The sequence below is a fragment of the Kitasatospora sp. McL0602 genome (genome assembly GCF_052076145.1).
Taxonomy (GTDB): Bacteria; Actinomycetota; Actinomycetes; order Streptomycetales; family Streptomycetaceae; genus Kitasatospora.
On record NZ_CP197246.1, the window covers coordinates 6,921,416 to 6,938,250 of the forward strand.

Below are 16,835 nucleotides of genomic sequence, written 5' to 3' on the forward strand. Positions count from 1 at the left end.
CTCGGCGGGGGTGGTCAAAGTGTCCTCCGGGCGATCGAAGCGGCGAGGGTGCGCAGGGCCGAGCTGTCGGGGAGCGCGCCGACGGTCGCGGGTGGTGCCGGTCCTGGGCCGACGGGGTCGAGCAGGGCGAGGGCCGAGGCGGTGCAGCGCCGGGCCTGCTCGACGGCCCAGCTGCGGCCGCCGGCCAGCTCCACCAGCTCGGCGGTACGGGCCAGTTCGGCGTCGGTGAGCGGGCCCGCCGAGGCGTAGCGGGCCCGCAGCTCGCGGGCGGCGGCGCAGTCGGAGCCGAGTGCGGCGACCACCGGCAGCGACTTCTTCCGGGCCAGCAGATCCGCCCCCACCGGTTTGCCCGTCACCTTCGGATCGCCCCAGATGCCGAGCAGGTCGTCGGTCAGCTGGAAGACCAGGCCGAGCTGCCTGCCGAAAGAGTCCATGGTGCGCACCACCCCGGGCGGGGCGCCCGCCGCGAGTGCGCCGAGCGCACAGGAGAGCCCGAGCAGCGCGCCGGTCTTGCCCTCCGCCATGGCCAGGCACTCGGCGAGCCCGACGTCCGTCCGGGTCTCGAAGGCGCAGTCCAGCTGCTGGGCCTCGCACAGTTCGGCCACGGCGAGGCCGAGCCGCCGGAGGGACTCCGCCAGCGCCGGGCCGGGGTGCCGGTAGCCGTACCCGGGGGAGGCGAGCAGCTGCGGGGCCAGCGCCAGCATCGCGTCGCCCGCGAGGATGGCGGCGGGCGTGCCGAAGGCCTTCCAGCCGGTGGCGCGGTGCCGGCGCGTCTCGTCGCGGTCCAGCACGTCGTCGTGCAACAGCGAGAAGTTGTGCACCAGTTCGACCACGGCCCCGGCCGGGACGGCCGCGCTCCGGTGCGCACCCGCCGCCTCGGCGGCGGCCAGCGCGAGCGCCGGGCGCAGCGCCTTGCCGGAGGCCCCGGCCGCCTCCCGGCCGTCCGCCTCCCACCAGCCGAGCTGGTACCCGCAGACCAGTCGCATGGTGGGGGGCAGCTCCCGGAAGGCCCGGCGCAGGAGGGCGTCGACGACCCCGCGCGCCTCCTCCAGGAGCAGCCCCGTCCTGCGTTCGCCGTGCTCGGACGCGGTGACCGCCATGCCCTTGCCCCTTTCACCCGGTCAACACTCGGGGGCGCACGCCACTGGGTACGCGCCTGGAAACTCTTGCCACGGTGATTACCGGGCGTCCACAGTTCCAGTACGCCCTTCGCGGGTGGCGCTGCATAACCCGTCCTGGCCAGGCGGCTGTTGAATCCCCGGAGGCGTTGAAACTCCCCCTGGCACCGACCCCTGCCCGCCCTGCTCCCAGTTCCGCTGCTCCTCGCCACGACGGAGTTCACGGTGACCGATACCAGGACCCCTAACTCCCAGCTCCGTGCACTGCTCGACGAGACGGCGTGGACGGGCCAGCAGCTCGCCCGCGCCGTCAACTCCGAGGGCGCCCGCTGCGCGCTGGCCCTGCGCTACGACCGGACGGCCGTCGCGCACTGGCTCGGCGGCTCCCGGCCCCGGCCGCAGGTCACCGAGATCATCTGCCGGGTGCTCGGCCGGGCGCTCGGCCGCGAGATCACCCCGGAGGCCGCCGGGCTGGCCGGCCGCCCGGCCGACCCGTGGGCGGAGCGCGCGGCCCACGAGCGGCTCCAACACCTGGGCACCGCCTCGCTGGTGGGCGCGCGGACGCTCCGGCTGCTCGCCTACTCCTCGGTGGCGGAGCCGGGCACGGCCGCCGAGCCGTCGGCTGCCGTGCCGCGCGGCCGGGCCACCCCGGCCAGGACCTCCGCCGCACACGTGCGCTCCGCCCGGCTGATGGCGGGGCTGTTCGCGGCCGCCGACGACACCTTCGGCGGCGCCGAACTCCGGCCCGTGCTGAGCGCCTACCTCGCCACCGACATCGCCGCCCAGCTCGCGGCGCCGGCCTCGCTCGCCGTCGGGCGCCGGCTGCGGGAGACGGCGGCCGATCTCGCCTACCTGGCCGGGTTCATGTGCTTCGACGCCCAACTGCACGGCGCCGCCCAGGCGTACTACCGGACGGCGGCCGAGCTGGCGGCGGAGGACCCGGCGCGGCTGGCGGTGATCCAGCGCCAGATGAGCGTGCAGGCGTACTACCTGGGCAACCGGCAGCAGTCGCTCCAGTTCGCGCAGGCCGCCGCCCGGGGTGTCGGCACGGCGCCGGCCGAGTCGGCGGCCTTCGTCAGCGGCCAGCTGGCGGTCGCGCTGGCGGCCGTGGGCGAGCGGAGGGCGGCGCTGGCGGAGCTGTCCCGGGCGCAGCGGCTGCTGGAGCGGAACCGCTCCGCCGGCCCGGTGCTCGGCGGGTACCACGAGGCGGCGCTGGCCCACCAGCAGGCCGAGGTGCTCGCGGCGGCGGGCGATCTCCCGGGCGCCTGCGGAGCCCTCGCAGCCTCGCTGCGCCACCGCCCGCCCGGCGAACGCCGGGCCCGGGTGCTGACCACCGCCCGCCTCGCCGAGCTCCAACTCCGCCAGGGGCACCTGGAGCTCGCCTGCGTGGCGTGGGACGCCTTCCTCGACGACCACCCGTACGTCCGCTCGGTGCGTGCCGACGAGTGCCTGCGCCGCCTCCGGTCCAGCCTGCGCAGCTACCAGCGCGAGCCGGTGGCGCGACGCCTGCTGCGGCGTGCCACCGGCTCGCCGGGCCTGCTGGTGCGGTGACCGGGGTCGGGTGACGGCCTCGGGTAGCGGGCGGTCCTCCGGCCCCGAACGAAGCTGGGTTATCGTCGTGGTTCCGGATGAGGGGGAAATGTGGGAGTTCGATCCAGAGTTGTGGCGCGGGGTGTTGCGCTGGGGGTACTGGCAGGTGCCGTTCCGGCGCTCGCTGCTGTGTACTTCGTGGTCGTGGTGGTGGGGATCGACTCTCCGAGCCGGGCTGCGGCGCTCGTCGCCTGGGGGATGGCCGGAGGGCTCCTGCCCGGTGCGGCGATGGGAGCCGCGCTGGCTCTGTCGCCGCCGACCGTACGGGCTCGCGGTGCGCAGCGGAGCGTGCCGGCCGGTGTTGCGGCGGCCGGGGTCTTTCTCGCCGAGACGCTGACCCTGGGGGTCGTCTCGGACAGCGCCGGGTGGTTCGCCCTGGCCGTTCTCGGCACACCCGCCGCCCTCTTCGCCGGGTGGTTCCTGAGCACTCCGGTGACGGCGCCCTACCGGCGGCACCTGGAGGCGATGCCGGCGCCGGAGTGCGGGTAGCCGGCGCCGGCACCGAAGCAGCGGCTGCCGTCAGCAGCCGCCGGGGCCCACGCCGTCGATACGGCCACCGAAGTCGTCGAGGTACTGCGAGCGCCAGTCGCCGCTGACGACGTCCCGCTTCTCCACCGGGTCCCAGTTGATGAAGCAGGCCCGGGTGTTGGCGACGAACGAGCCGACGTGGTCGTGCAGGCCGGACGGCATGTCCCGGTAGCCGGCGCCGGACGGCCACTCCCAGCTTTCGCCGGAGAAGCCCTCCTCGCTGTAGAAGCAGATCGAGCCGCCGTTGCAGGGTGGCGGGTTGTCGGCGGCCGCGTTGGTGGCGGGGAGCAGCAGGGCGGTGAGGGAGAGGGCGGCGGCGAGGGACCAGGAACGCAGCTTCATGGAGTACTCCGGGGTCGGCGGGGCTGCCGTACGTTTCGCGTACGCACGGACATCGTCCCGGCCGGGCCTCCCAACTGGCCAGCGACACCACCGAGTTTCACCCGATCGAGGTCGGTTCGAGCCGTGACGTGCGACCGGCCCGAGTCGTGACGACGGCCGTCGGGCCGAGGCCCGCGAGGGCCGGGAGCAGCCGGGTGACCGCGTCCTCGGGGGAGCGGGCCGTCCTGGTCAGCCCGATGCTGGCGACGCCCGCGAGCCAGTGCGGGGCAAGGTCGGCGGCGGTGGAGACGCGGCGTACGACGGCCGGGCCGTCCGCCAGGGCGAGGGCGTGGGCGGTGTCCGGGTCGTCCTCGGGGCTCACCACGAGCAGGAGTTGGCAGGAGTGGGCGAGCTGATGCAGGTCGGCCCGGCGGTCGCCGGCGGCGTAGCAGTACGTCTCGGGGTGCTGCGGGACGACGTGGCCGAAGCGGGCCCGCAGTCGCTCGGCGACCAGCTCGGACTCCTCGACCGGCAGGCCTGGTTGGAGCGCGACGGCGACCCGGGCGGGGTCGGGCACCGGCACCGTCCGGGCCTGGGCCGCGTCCTCGACCAAGGTCACGGCGCCGTCGGCGACTCCGCGCAGGGCCGTCACAGCGGCGTGCCCGGCGCGGCCGACCAGCAGGACGTGCAGGCCCTGCCCGGCGAGCGACCGCACCTCGGCCCGGAAGGCCACCGCGAGCGGGCAGGTGGCGGCCGGCCCCCCAGCGGCCGACACCCCAGCGGCCGGTCCGCCTGCGCGCGCGCCGCGTTCGCCCGCGCAGAGCGGGTCGCCGCCGGTCACCAACCGCCGGGTGCGCAGCACCGCGGTCCACTCGGCGACGGCCGCGCGGGCTGCCGCCGCAGCTGGTCCGGGGGCGGCCGCGGCCGCGAGGCCGAGCAACCGGCCGTCGCGCAACTCGAAGGACACCGCGTGCACCTCGACCGGCCCGGCCGGTTTCGGCACCCCCGTGCCGGGGGTGGCAGCCCAGCTGCCGTCCACCCGGCGGGCGGCGAAGCCGCGCCTGGTGATGCTCCCGGCGAGCAACTCCCAGGCAGGGCAGGAGACCTGGCCGCGCGCGGGGTGCCGGTACTCGGTGGCGACCAGGATCTCGCCGGGCCCCGCCGGGTGGACGGCCTGCCAGGTGTCCGTCCTGCACGTGCGTTTCACGCGGTGGCTCCGGCCGGGTGAGAGCGACGACTCCGTGCCGGAGCCCGTGCACAGGCTACGGCGTTCAACGCCGGACGGCTTTCAACACACCGTCCGAGGCCGGGAGTCGACGGCATCCGACGCCCACGAAAGACTTGGACTCGCTCCCGGCCTGCCCCGAAGGCCACTCGCACCACCCGGCACGACAGAGGGGATCCGACCCATGTCCGTAGAGGCGATGTCCGCAGAGACGACCCCGGCCACCCCCCAGCAGCAGAGCCTGAGCACGGCCGTTGCCCGGAATCTCGCGACGACCACCAAGACCCCGCCGCAGATGCAGGGCATCACCGCCCGGTGGCTGCTCCGGATGCTGCCGTGGGTGCAGATCTCGGGCGGCACCTACCGGGTGAACCGCAAGCTCTCCTACAGCGACGGCGACGACCGGATCGGCTTCGTGAAGACCGGCTCGCAGGTCCGGGTGATCCCGCAGGGCTTGCGCGGGCTGGGGCTGCTGCGCGACTTCGGTGACGACGCGTTGCTGGACGAACTCGCCGGGCTCTTCGACCAGGTGGAGTTCGACACGGGCGAGGTGATCGCCCGTGCGGGCACGCCGGTGGACCGGATCTTCCTGATCGCGCACGGCCGGGTGCAGCGCCTGGGGCTCGGCCAGTACGGCGAGATGACGGCGCTCGGCATGCTCTCCGACGGTGACCACTTCGGCCACGAGGTCTCGCCGGAGAGCGTCTGGCGGGAGACCACCCGGGCGGAGGTGCCGTGCGTGCTGATGACCCTCACCAGGGCCCGGTTCGACCAGGTGGTGGCCCGCAATGAAGCCCTCCAGGCGCACATCGAGCAGTACCTGGACGCCGAGCGGCGCGGCACCGCCGAGATCAAGCTGGCGGCCGGCCACAGCGGCGAGCACCAACTCCCCGGCACGTACGTCGACTACGAGCTGGACCCGCGCGAGTACGAGCTCTCCGTCGCCCAGACGGTGCTGCGCATCCACTCCCGGGTGGCGGATCTCTACAACCACCCGATGAACCAGACCGAACAGCAACTCCGGCTCACCATGGAGGCGTTGAAGGAGCGCCAGGAGCACGAGCTGATCAACAACCGGGATTTCGGGCTGCTCCACAACGCCGACTACGACCAGCGCATCCACCCCTACAGCGGCCCGCCGACACCGGACGACTTCGACGAGCTGCTCTGCCGCCGCCGGGGCTCGCAGTTCTTCCTCGCCCACCCGCGCACCATCGCCGCCTTCGGCCGGGAGTGCACGAAGCGCGGGGTCTACCCGGAGCCGCTGGACGTGCAGGGCCACAAGATCGTCTCCTGGCGCGGGGTGCCGGTCTTCCCGTGCGACAAGATCCCGATCTCCAAGGAGTGCACCAGCTCGGTCATCGTGCTCCGCACGGGGGAGGACAACGAGGGCGTGGTGGGCCTGCACCAGACCGGCCTGCCGGACGAGTACCTGCCCGGCATGAACGTCCGCTTCATGGGGATCAACGACCAGGCGGTGATCTCCTACCTGGTGAGCGCCTACTACTCGGCGGCGATCCTGGTGCCGGACGCGATCGGCATCCTGGAGAACGTCGGCATCTCGCACGCCTCCGAGGCCTGAGACGGGAGCCGGGCCCATGCAGCAGCCCTTCGTACTGCCGGACTTCTACATGCCGTACCAGGCCCGGCTCAACCCTGCTCTCGCCAGGGCTCGCGCGCACACCACCCCGTGGGCCCGCAGCATGGGCATGCTGGAGGGCTCCGGCGTCTGGAGCGAGGCCGATCTGGACGGCCACGACTACCCGCTGATGTGCGCCTACACGCACCCCGACGCGAGCCCGGAGGCGCTGGAGACCGTCACCGACTGGTACGTGTGGGTGTTCTTCTTCGACGACCACTTCCTGGAGTTCTACAAGCGCACCGGCGACATCGAGGGCGCGAAGGCGTACCTGGCGCGGCTGCAGCTCTTCATGCCACTGGACGGCTCGCGGCCGCCCGAGCCGGCCAACCCCGTCGAGGCCGGCCTCGCGGACCTCTGGCAGCGGACGGCGCCGCAGATGTCCCGGCACTGGCGCGAGCGGTTCCACGAGTCGACGTCCAACCTGCTCCAGGAGTCGATGTGGGAGCTGCACAACATCGACGCCGGCCGGGTGGCCAACCCGGTGGAGTACATCGAGATGCGCCGCAAGGTCGGCGGCGCGCCCTGGTCGGCGGATCTGGTCGAGTACTCGCTCGGCAGCGAACTCCCGCCCGAAGTCGCCCGGTTGCGGCCGCTGCGGGTGCTGAAGGAGACCTTCTCGGACGGTGTGCACCTGCGCAACGACCTCTTCAGCTACCAGCGCGAGGTGCTGGACGAGGGTGAGCTCAGCAACGGCGTCCTGGTGCTGGAGACCTTCTTCGACTACGACACCCAGCGCGCCGCCGACACCGTCAACGACCTGCTGACCTCCCGCCTCCAGCAGTTCGAGCACACCGCCGTCACCGAACTCCCGCCGCTCTTCGAGGAGTACGCCCTCGACCCGCTCGCCCGCGCCCGGGTGCTGGCCTACGCGCAGGGCCTGACGGACTGGCAGAGCGGCGGCCACGAGTGGCACCTGCGCTCCAGCCGGTACATGAAGGGCCCCGCCGACGCCTGGGCGCCGCCCGGCGCCACCGGCTTCGGGACGGCGGCGGCGAGCATCCTGCGCGAGCTGACCCGGCGCGGCGGGCCGAGGGAGCGCTCGTACCGCTTCGAGCCGTACGAGAAGGTGGGCCCGACCAGGCTGCCGGACTTCTACCTGCCGTACCCGGCGCGCACCAACCGGCACCTGGAGCAGTCACGCGAGGAGATCATAGGCTGGTGCCACCGGATGGGGATGCTCACCCCCGGGCCCGCCGTCGACGACGGCTTCTGGACCGAACACGCCCTGCGGACCTTCGACTTCGCACTCTGCTCGGCCGGTCTGGACCCGGCCGCCACCCAGGAGCAGCTGGATCTCAGCACCGGCTGGCTGACCTGGGGCACCTACGTGGACGACTACGCGCCGACCTTCGCGGCGCGGGGCGACGCCGTCGGCATGAAGCGCTTCATCGACCGGATGAAGCTCTTCATGCCGGTCGACCTGCCGGGAGGTGCTCCGCTCGGCGGCAGCCCCGGCGAGGCGCCGGTCGGCGCGTCCGAGAAGGGCATCGCGGACCTCTGGCGGCGGACCACGGCCCACCTGAGCCGGGCCGACCGGGCGAAGTTCCGCTGGGCCTGCGACCAGCTGGTCGAGAGCTGGTGGTGGGAGTTCGGCAACTCCGTCGCCCGCCGCGTCCCCGACCCGGTCGACTACCTGGAGATGCGCCGGAAGAGCTTCGGGGCCGACATGACCACGGCGCTGGCCCAGATCGCCCAGGGCGCCAGGGTGCCGCCCGAGGTCTTCCGGAGCTCGACGGTGAAGTCGCTGGAGGCCAGCGCGATGGACTACTCGATGCTGATGAACGACCTTTACTCCTACCAGAAGGAGACCGAGTTCGAGGGCGAGCTGCACAACATGGTCACCGTGGTGCGGAGCTTCTTCGACACCGACAAGGAGCATGCCGTCAGCGTCGTCAACGACCTGGTCACCTCGCGGATGAAGCAGTTCGAGCACATCCGGGCCGTCGAACTGCCGGTGCTCTGCGCGGATCTCGCCCCGGAGGTCTGCGACAGCCTGCGGGAGTACGCCGAGATGCTGCAGAACTGGATGACCGGCATCTGGAAGTGGCACCACGACGTCGGCCGCTACCGGGAGGACGAGCTGCGCCTGCGCTACCCCGGCGGCCGCGCCGGGCCCGGCCTGCCGCAGCCGGGCCGAGTGCCCGGAGGTGCCCGCCCGGAGGTGACACGTCGAACGGCTGCTCCGGACTCGTACGTCTATCGTCTAGGCTGGTAAAGCCGGGGCAAAGGCCCCCGGCCCTGCCCGCCCGCGATTAGAGGAGTGACACCTCCCCTCGATGGACGATCCGTCCGGTAGTACCAGCGCCGTCTCCCTTGCCCGTACCGGAAGGCAGGCGGCCCAGTGACCACCGCCTGGCTCCTGCTGCTCGCGGCCCTGCTGCTCATCCTCGCCAACGGCCTCTTCGTGGCCGCCGAATTCGCCCTCGTGACCGTCGAGCGCGGCGCCGTCCGGCGCGCCGCAGCCGCCGGGGACCGCAAGGCGGCCAGTGTCGGCAAGGCACTGCGCAAGCTCTCCTTCCAGCTCTCCGGCGCCCAGCTCGGCATCACCGTCACCTCGCTGGTGGTCGGCATGCTCGCCGAGCCGGCCCTCTCGGTGCTGCTCTCCCCGGTCTTCACCGGCCTCGGGGTGCCCGCCTCCGCCGCGACCGGCCTGGCCGTCGCCGTCGGCATGACGCTCGCCACCGTGCTCCAGATGGTGATCGGCGAGCTCGTCCCGAAGAACTGGGCGATCTCCCGTCCGCTCCAGGTCGCCCGCGCCGTGGTCGGCCCGCAGCGTGCCTTCTCCGCAGCCTGCCGCCCGCTGATCACCTTCCTCAACGGCAGCGCCGACCGCCTGGTGCGGGCCCTCGGTATGGAGCCCACCGAGGAGCTCGGCCACGCCCGAACCCCCGCCGAACTCGTCTCGCTCGCCCGGCACTCCGCCAGGGCCGGGGCGATAGACGAGGAGTCCGCGACGCTCTTCGTCCGCACGCTCGGGCTCGGTGAGCTGACCGCCGAGAGCGTGATGACCCCCCGGGTCGACGTCGCCGCCCTCCAGCGCGACGCCAGCGCGGCCGACGTCCTCAACCTCACCCGCGCGACCGGCCTCTCCCGCTTCCCCGTCTACGCGCACAGCCTCGACGAGGTCACCGGCACCGTCACCCTCAAGGACGCCCTCGCCGTCCCCGCCGAGCGCCGCACCGCGGTCCGCGTCTCCGAGATCAGCGCAGCCCCGCTGCTCGTCCCCGAGACCCTCCCCGCCGAGCGCCTCCTCGACCGGCTGCGCAGCGAGCAGCCGATGGCCATCGTGGTCGACGAGTACGGCGGCACCGCCGGGGTCGTCACGCTGGAGGACATCGTCGAGGAGATCGTCGGCGAGGTGCAGGACGAGCACGACCCCGCCGACCTGCCCGAGCTGCGCCCGCTGCCCCCCGTCGACGGTCACCCCACCTGGGAGGCCGACGGCCGCACCCGCGTCGACCAGCTGGAGACCATCGGCCTGCACGCTCCCGACGGCCCCTACGAGACGCTGGCCGGGCTGCTCGCCGACCTGCTCGGCAAGCTCCCCGCCCCCGGCGAGCAGGCCGACGTGCCGGGCTGGCACTTCACCGTGCTCGCCGTCGAACGCCACCGCACCAGCCGGGTCCGCATCCAGCGCGACCCCCACCCCGAGCGCTCCGCCGCGCACGACCAGGACGAGACCCGATGACCGCCGCGTTCCAGCTCGCCGCCTCGCTGCTCCTCCTGCTCGGCAACGGCTTCTTCGTCGGCGCGGAGTTCGCGGTGATCTCGGTACGGCGCAGCCAGATCGAGCCGCTCGCCGAGGCGGGCAACCGCCGGGCCAGGACGGTGCTCGACGCGCTCTCCAACGTCTCCGCGCTGCTCGCCGCCGCCCAGCTCGGCATCACCGTCTGCTCGCTGCTGCTCGGCGCGCTCGCCGAGCCGACCATCGCCCACCTGCTGGAGGGCCCCTTCCAGGCCGTCGGCCTGCCGGAGAGCCTGATCCACCCGCTCGGGTACGCGCTGGCGCTCGCGCTGGTCGTCTACCTGCACATGGTGATCGGCGAGATGGTCCCGAAGAACATCGCGCTGGCCGGCCCCGAGAAGGCCGCCCTCTGGCTGGGCCCCCCGCTGGCCCGGTTGGCCCGGGTGCTGGCGCCCGTCATCCGGGCGCTGAACGCCTTCGCCAACGGCGTGCTGAGGCGCTTCGGCGTCGAACCCAAGGACGAGGTCGAGTCGGTCTTCACCACCGAGCAGCTGCTCCACCTGCTCACGGACTCGAACGAGGCCGGGCTGCTCGACGACGGCCGCCAGGAGCGGCTGGAGGACGCCCTCGAGCTCGGCCACCGCCCGGTCACCGACGTGCTGCTCGAACCGGGCCGGCTGGTCACCGTCGACCGCACCGCCACCGCCCGGGACATCGAGCAGCTGGCCGTCCGCACCGGCTTCTCCCGCTTCCCGCTGCTCGGCCCCGACAGCACCGTCCTCGGCTACCTGCACGTCAAGGACACCCTGGAGGCGGACGACCCGGACGCGCCCGTCCCCGCCCGCCTCTGGCGGCCCGTCACCGTCCTGCGGGCCGGTCTCCCGCTCGACGACGCCCTCGCCGCGATGCGCCGCGCCGCCTCCCACCTCGCGGTCGTCACCGACCCGGCCGGCCGGCAGCTGGGCGTGGTCACCCTGGAGGACGTCCTGGAGGAGCTGGTCGGCGAGATGCACGACCCGGACCACCGCGCGGCCCCGGCCGCGAACTGACGCGGGGCGCGGTGGAGGGGGTCACAGCACGTCGGCGAAGTCCCGCAGCAGGCGGGCCTTCGCACGGGCGCCGACCACCGACTTCACCGGCTCGCCGTCCCGGAAGACGATCATCGTCGGCATCGAGAGCACCCCGTAGGCGGCCTGGGTCTCCGGGTTGCGGTCCACGTCCAGCTGCACCACCGTCAGCCGGTGCGCCTCCTCGCGGGCTACGTCCGCCAGCACCGGCGCCATCATCCGGCACGGCGGGCACCAGTCGGCGGTGAACTCCACCAGCACCGGCCCGGCGGCCGCCAGCACCTCCGTCGCGAAGGTCTCGTCCGTCACCGCTGCCACACCTGTGATCTGCACCATCGTTCCCCTACCCCGCTTCCTGTCCGACAGTCGAGCCGCGCGACAGTTCGCAGCGCGGCGGCGGTGCGGCCTCGGCCGTCCGTTCGATCCGGGCCCGGTCCAGCTGGGCCGAGACCTGGGCGCGCACCTCCTGGAGCCGGGCGATGCACTCGTCCAGCTCCGTGAGCTTGCTCCGGTAGACGTCCAGCGAGGCCGGGCAGGAGTCACCCTCGGGGTGCCCCGCCTGGAGGCACTCCACGAACGGCCGGGTCTCCTCCAGGCCGAACCCGAAGTCCTGGAGGGACCGGATCTGCCGCAGCAGCCGCAGGTCCTCCTCGCCGTACGCCCGGTAGCCGTTGCCCGCCCGCCGGGCGGGCAGCAGCCCCAACTGCTCGTAGTACCGCAGCGTCCGGGTCGTCGTCCCCGCCCGCTCCGCCAGCTCACCGATCCGCATGACCCGTCCCTCCAGGTGCCCGTTCGCACCGCCGGGAACGACGTTAGACCTTGACGCCGACGTCAAGGCCAGCGGATCGGTGCAGCCTCAGACCGCGCGCCCGTCGATCAGCTCCCCGTATGCCTGGACGAGATCCGGCAGCCGCAGGGTCGCCAGGTCCTCCCGGGTGGGGAGCTCCCGCAGGGTGGAGAGCCGGAGATCGCGGTAGGCGCAGGACTTCTCGTACAGGGTGCGGATGAAACGGGCGTTGCCGAGATCGTCTATCCAGCCCTCGCCGACCACGTGGGCGGTGATGCTGGCCAGCTCCTCCGCCGCGTCGGCGTCCCAGTCGTCGCCGCCGCCGGAGGCCAGGGTGTGGCCGATGGCGGTGAGCTCGGTGGGGCGGTAGCTGGGGAAGTCGACCCGGGTGGTGAAGCGGGAGTTCAGCCCGGGGTTGGTGGCCAGCAGTCGGTTCATCCCCTCCGGGTAGCCGGCCAGGATCACCACCAGCCGGTCCCGGTTGTCCTCGGCCCGCTTCAGCAGCACCTGGAGGGCCTCGTCGCCGTACGCGTCGCCCTTGCTGTAGCCGGAGTTGGAGAGGCTGTACGCCTCGTCGATGAAGAGCACGCCGTCCAGCGCGGAGTCGATCAGCTCGTTGGCCTTCACCGCCGTCTGGCCGAGGAACTCGCCGACGAGGTCCGCCCGCTGGGCCTCCACCAGGTGGTCGCCGGAGAGCAGCCCGAGGGCGTGGAAGACCTGCCCGAGGATGCGGGCGACGGTGGTCTTGCCCGTCCCGGAGGGCCCGGAGAAGACGAAGTGACGTTTCGGCGGCTGGACGGGCAGGCCCTGGTCGGCCCGCAGCCGGGACATCCGCAACTGCGCCGACAGCGCCCGGACCTGCCGCTTGACCGGGTCGAGCCCGACCATCTGCTCCAGCGCCGACAGCGCCGCCTCCAGCCCCTGGCTGCTGCGCTCCCGCCCCTCCGTCCCGCCCGCCTGCGCCGTGGCCGCCGCCGGGAGCCCGGCAGCCCGCAGCGCCGCCCCGGGCGAGGCCGGCGCCTGCCCGGCCCCCGACCGCTCGGGCGCGGCCCTGGGCGCCGCCGAGTCGGCCGGGCCCGTCGGGGTGTCGTACCCCGGCTCGGCGCGCTCCTCCTCGACGCCGTACCCCGGCTCGAAGTCCCCCTCCGGGAGCAGCAGTTCGACCGGCTCATCGTCCGGCAGCAGCCCGTCGGCGAGCCCGTCCTCGGTGGAGATCGCCGCCAGCCGGGCCGCGGTGTCCATGAAGGCCGGATCGGCCCGGTGCACCGCCCGGTAGAGCGGCAGTGCGGCGGCGCTGCGCCCGGCGCCCTCGTACGAGCGGGCGAGCCAGTAGCGCAGCTCCTTGCGCTGCGGCTGCTCCGAGCGGCAGCGGGCCAGCGAGGCGGCGAGCGGCCGCTGCGCCTGGGTGCACATGTCCAGCCGGACGCGGGCCATGCCGCCGAACAGGCCCGCCTCGATGCCCAGCAGCGGGTCGTCGAGCAGCCGGTCGGTGTCCCGGATGAGCTGCTCCCAGTCCTTCAACAGGTAGGAGCGGCAGGCGTGCAGGAAGCGCACGCAGGCGTCCTGGTCGACCGCCGGGCACTCGGCGAGGGCGCGGTCCAGCTCGGTGAGGTGGCGGCCGTCCAGCCAGTGCGAGGCGTGCGCCAGGGTGAGATCCCTGGCGTCCTCCAGGACGGGCTGCACCCACCAGCCCAGCCAGTACCAGGAACTGAGCGGTCGTCGGTGCCGGGACCGCTGCTCGCCGAAACGGTCCCGGTGGCGGTGCATCGCCAGCAGGGCGCCCGAGGTGTCGCAGCGCAGTGCGTGCAGGCCGAGCCAGGCGTCGGCCATCCCCGGGTCGAGCAGTACGGCTGCCCGGAACTCCTCCTCGGCGCGCGCGTACGCGCCTGCGGCGTAGGCATCCATCGCGCGCAGCCAGGCCCGGTCGGCGAGTCTGTTCGCCCCGGACTCGACGGAACTCTCCACAGTCAACTCACGCCCCCCGGTGTGTGTTTCGAGGGCCGATACCGGGCGTGGCCAGTGCCGGACCCGTCACTGGTGACGCCCCCGAGACGCATCCGCGCCTGCTGGGGCCTGTCTGACCCCACCCGAATCGTACCGGCGCGAGGCTGATCCGGAAGGGTGCCGTGCAAGCCCAAAACGGAACGGGCGCCGGGCGGTTGGCCCCGAGTGGAGTCGGCGGGGCCGTGGGGCGGACGCAGTGCGGCGCCTTCGACCCACGGGGGAAGGAGTCGAAGGCGCCGCGACTGATGTTGCGAGATCAACAAATTCTCGCCACGGGGAGAACATATTTCCGGCGGCCCGGCTGGTCAAGAGGTCGGCAGTATGCTGCCCGTTCGGCCATCCACCAGCAGGTCCGCCCGGCCCCGGCTCGGGTCGGCGCGGAAGTGCTCCTGCTCGGCCGCCGCCCAGCCCGCCCAGAACTCGGCCAGCTCCGGCCCGTCCCGCAGCTCGCCACGGGCCCGCGCCTCGGGTGCGGGCAGCTCCATCCAGATCAGCCGGGCCAGCCAGGGCCGCACCGCACGCCGCCCGGCGCCGACGCCCTCGACCAGCACCACCCCGGCGGCCGGTATCAGCCGCCGCTCGCCCGCGAACCGCCCGAGCGTCCAGTCGTAGACCTCGTGCCGGGCCTCGACACCGCCCGCCAGCGGCTCCAGCACCTGCGTCCGCAGCCGGTCGACCCAGCCGAACGGCTCCGCGTGCGTCGCCAGGTCGTCCAGGTGGACGACCGGCGCACCACCCAGCTCGGCGGCCAGCCGCCCGGCGAACGTCGTCTTCCCCGACCCGGCGTGCCCGTCCACGGCGACCAGCCGTACGGGGCCGCAGGACGGCGGCAGGGCCCGCAGCTGGGCCGCCAACGCCAGGTACCGGTCGATCATGGCCTCACTCTAGGCCCGACCAGGTCGTTGACCTGGCCTGGTCCGGGGCGAGGCAGTGACGGGGCGGCCGGGATCGGGCATACTCGCATCCGCCACGCCTGTGAACGGCCGTTCACCGCAACCCGGTGCCGGTCGGGCGATTCTGCCGTGCCGCGTCTGCCCACCCCGGGGCGCGGCGCCCGATCGAGGAGGCCCCTGCCCTCATGAGCCCCGCCCCCGCCAAGCCCGTCGACCGTCAGCTGCCCAGTGATGAGGCCCGTGAGCTGCTCGCGCTCACCCGCGACCTCGTCCAGCGCGAGCTCCTGCCGCACGCCGCCGAGGACGAGGCGGCCGGGCGCTTCCCCCGTGAGGTCTTCCGCACCATCGGCGAGGCCGGTCTGCTCTCGCTCCCCTACGGCGAGCAGTACGGCGGCGGCGAGCAGCCGTACGAGGTGTACCTCCAGGTGCTGGAGGAGCTGGCGGCCGGCTGGCTGGCCGTCGGCCTCGGCGTGAGCGTGCACACCCTCTCCTGCCACGCCCTCGCCAGCTTCGGCAGCGACGAGCAGCGGGACCGCTGGCTGCCCGGCATGCTGAGCGGCGAGCAGCTCGGCGCGTACTGCCTCTCCGAGCCGCAGTCCGGCTCCGACGCGGCGGCCCTGCGGACCCGGGCCGAGCTGGACGGCGACGAGTACGTCGTCAGCGGCACCAAGGCGTGGATCACCCACGGCGGGCACGCCGACTTCTACAGCTCGATGGTGCGCACCAGCGACGACGGCTCGCGCGGCATCAGCTGCCTGCTCGTCCCGGCCGGGGCGACGGGCTTCTCGGCGGCGCCGCCGGAGCACAAGATGGGCATGACCAGCTCGCCGACCGCACAGCTGCACTTCGACGGCGTCCGGGTCGACCGGGAGCGCCTGATCGGCGAGGAGGGCCAGGGCTTCCAGATCGCCCTCTCCGCCCTCGACTCGGGCCGGCTCGGGATCGCCGCCTGCGCCGTCGGCGTCGCCCAGGCCGCACTCGACCTGGCGGTCGACTACGCGGGGACCCGGCAGCAGTTCGGCCGCCCGATCGCCGACTTCCAGGGCCTGTCCTTCATGCTCGCCGACATGGCCACCCAGATCGAGGCCGGGCGCTCCCTCTACCTGGCCGCCGCCCGCCGCCGTGATGCCGGGCTCGCCTTCTCCAAGGAGGCGGCGATGGCCAAGCTCTTCTGCACCGACGCGGCGATGCGGGTCACCACCGACGCAGTCCAGGTGCTCGGCGGCTACGGCTACACCCAGGACTACCCGGCCGAGCGCTACATGCGCGAGGCCAAGGTGCTCCAGATCGTCGAGGGCACCAACCAGATCCAGCGCCTCGTGATCGGCCGTCACCTCTCCGGCAAGTAAGGCCCGCGCTCACGCGCGCCGAAGGGGCGCGAGGAACTGCGCGAGTCGGAAGAGTGCGAGCTGTCGCCTCCCGATGTCGCGCAGTTCCCCGCGCCCCTTCGGCGTTGCCGGGTCGCTCCTGGCCGGGCGGCCCTAGCGGCAGAGCTCCGCGTGCGAGAACGGCTGGGTGCGCCAGTCAAGTGCCACCGGCAGCACGAGCAGTGCCTCGGGGTCGCCCGGGTGGGCGGGGGAGTCGCACTCCGCGAGGTCGTCGGCGTTGACGCCCGACCCCGGGCAGAGGGCGGCGGAGAAGGGGTGCCAGGCGGTCGGCACGGCCGCGTGCTGCGGGAGCCGCTCCTCGTCGCCGATCAGGGCGATCGGCCGGTCGCAGGTGGGGCAGTGCACCCGGACGATCTCCCAGGTGTCCATCTCGCCCGGGTCGACGCCGGGGTACTGGGCCTCGGCGCCCCCGTCCGCGGTGTCGAGGCGTTCGTCCTCCGCGCCGCGGGCGCGCTGGTCAGTGGCAGGCATGTGATCCCCCTCGGATCGGGCCGCACCCGCTCCGGATACAGCCAAATGCAGCACTTCCCTCCGACGGACCGTCATAACCCTGCGCCCGGCCGTACTCCGATGCATCCGGTGTGTCC

Annotated in this window: 15 protein-coding genes; 7 read left to right on the top strand and 8 right to left on the bottom strand. The window is 73.5% G+C overall.

Annotated features, from left to right (window positions below):
* Positions 1 to 14: 14 nt before the first annotated feature.
* Entirely contained in the window at positions 15 to 1,100 is a 1,086-nt protein-coding gene (locus ACR68M_RS31310) for a polyprenyl synthetase family protein (RefSeq protein ID WP_441247521.1), read from the bottom strand.
* Between the two features lie 243 nt (positions 1,101 to 1,343).
* On the opposite strand from ACR68M_RS31310, the gene ACR68M_RS31315 reads away from it, so the two are divergent.
* Together ACR68M_RS31315 and ACR68M_RS31320 are read left to right on the top strand one after the other, a co-directional pair.
* Positions 1,344 to 2,669 carry a hypothetical protein gene (locus ACR68M_RS31315; protein ID WP_441247522.1) on the top strand — a complete coding sequence of 442 codons (1,326 nt, stop codon included), beginning with the start codon at positions 1,344 to 1,346 and terminating at the stop codon, positions 2,667 to 2,669.
* Positions 2,670 to 2,837: 168 nt separating this feature from the next.
* Positions 2,838 to 3,197, top strand: a complete 360-nt coding sequence (locus ACR68M_RS31320) for a hypothetical protein (protein WP_441247523.1) — start codon at positions 2,838 to 2,840, stop codon at positions 3,195 to 3,197.
* Positions 3,198 to 3,227: 30 nt separating this feature from the next.
* On the opposite strand, the gene ACR68M_RS31325 is transcribed toward ACR68M_RS31320, so the two are convergent.
* Positions 3,228 to 3,578 carry a peptidase inhibitor family I36 protein gene (locus ACR68M_RS31325; RefSeq protein WP_441247524.1) on the bottom strand — a complete coding sequence of 117 codons (351 nt, stop codon included), beginning with the start codon at positions 3,576 to 3,578 and terminating at the stop codon, positions 3,228 to 3,230.
* Between the two features lie 97 nt (positions 3,579 to 3,675).
* The gene (locus tag ACR68M_RS31330; RefSeq protein WP_441247525.1) at positions 3,676 to 4,764 is read right to left on the bottom strand and encodes a hypothetical protein; all 1,089 of its coding nucleotides are present in this window, start codon (positions 4,762 to 4,764) and stop codon (positions 3,676 to 3,678) included.
* Positions 4,765 to 4,966: 202 nt separating this feature from the next.
* On the opposite strand from ACR68M_RS31330, the gene ACR68M_RS31335 reads away from it, so the two are divergent.
* From ACR68M_RS31335 to ACR68M_RS31350, 4 genes are all read left to right on the top strand, one after another.
* Positions 4,967 to 6,364, top strand: coding sequence for a family 2B encapsulin nanocompartment shell protein (locus tag ACR68M_RS31335; protein WP_441247526.1), 1,398 nt, complete (start codon positions 4,967 to 4,969; stop codon positions 6,362 to 6,364).
* A gap of 16 nt (positions 6,365 to 6,380) precedes the next feature.
* Complete coding sequence (locus tag ACR68M_RS31340; RefSeq protein ID WP_441247527.1) at positions 6,381 to 8,639, top strand: terpene synthase family protein; 2,259 nt, start codon at positions 6,381 to 6,383, stop codon at positions 8,637 to 8,639.
* A gap of 126 nt (positions 8,640 to 8,765) precedes the next feature.
* On the top strand, positions 8,766 to 10,112 hold the full coding sequence (locus ACR68M_RS31345) for a hemolysin family protein (protein ID WP_441247528.1): 1,347 nt from the start codon (positions 8,766 to 8,768) through the stop codon (positions 10,110 to 10,112).
* Positions 10,109 to 11,158 (top strand): hemolysin family protein, encoded by a 1,050-nt coding sequence (locus ACR68M_RS31350; RefSeq protein WP_441247529.1) that lies wholly within the window; start codon positions 10,109 to 10,111, stop codon positions 11,156 to 11,158. Before ACR68M_RS31345 ends, ACR68M_RS31350 begins: the two co-directional genes overlap by 4 nt.
* Positions 11,159 to 11,179: 21 nt before the next feature.
* On the opposite strand, the gene trxA is transcribed toward ACR68M_RS31350, so the two are convergent.
* The 4 genes from trxA to ACR68M_RS31370 all read right to left on the bottom strand — a co-directional run bounded on the left by trxA (position 11,180) and on the right by ACR68M_RS31370 (position 14,842).
* A complete protein-coding gene (gene trxA / locus ACR68M_RS31355) occupies positions 11,180 to 11,512 on the bottom strand; it encodes a thioredoxin (protein WP_441247530.1) in 333 nt (110 codons plus the stop codon).
* Between the two features lie 7 nt (positions 11,513 to 11,519).
* Positions 11,520 to 11,945 (bottom strand): MerR family transcriptional regulator, encoded by a 426-nt coding sequence (locus tag ACR68M_RS31360; protein ID WP_441247531.1) that lies wholly within the window; start codon positions 11,943 to 11,945, stop codon positions 11,520 to 11,522.
* Positions 11,946 to 12,032: 87 nt separating this feature from the next.
* Positions 12,033 to 13,868, bottom strand: a complete 1,836-nt coding sequence (locus ACR68M_RS31365) for an AAA family ATPase (RefSeq protein WP_441251762.1) — start codon at positions 13,866 to 13,868, stop codon at positions 12,033 to 12,035.
* A 404-nt stretch (positions 13,869 to 14,272) separates the two neighbouring features.
* Entirely contained in the window at positions 14,273 to 14,842 is a 570-nt protein-coding gene (locus ACR68M_RS31370) for a uridine kinase family protein (RefSeq protein WP_441247532.1), read from the bottom strand.
* Positions 14,843 to 15,045: 203 nt separating this feature from the next.
* Between ACR68M_RS31370 and ACR68M_RS31375 the strand changes: the two genes are divergently transcribed.
* A complete protein-coding gene (locus tag ACR68M_RS31375; protein ID WP_441247533.1) occupies positions 15,046 to 16,209 on the top strand; it encodes an acyl-CoA dehydrogenase family protein in 1,164 nt (387 codons plus the stop codon).
* A 132-nt stretch (positions 16,210 to 16,341) separates the two neighbouring features.
* Here the strand turns inward: ACR68M_RS31375 and ACR68M_RS31380 are convergent, their stop codons facing one another.
* A complete protein-coding gene (locus tag ACR68M_RS31380) occupies positions 16,342 to 16,719 on the bottom strand; it encodes a hypothetical protein (protein WP_441247534.1) in 378 nt (125 codons plus the stop codon).
* Positions 16,720 to 16,835: the final 116 nt, after the last annotated feature.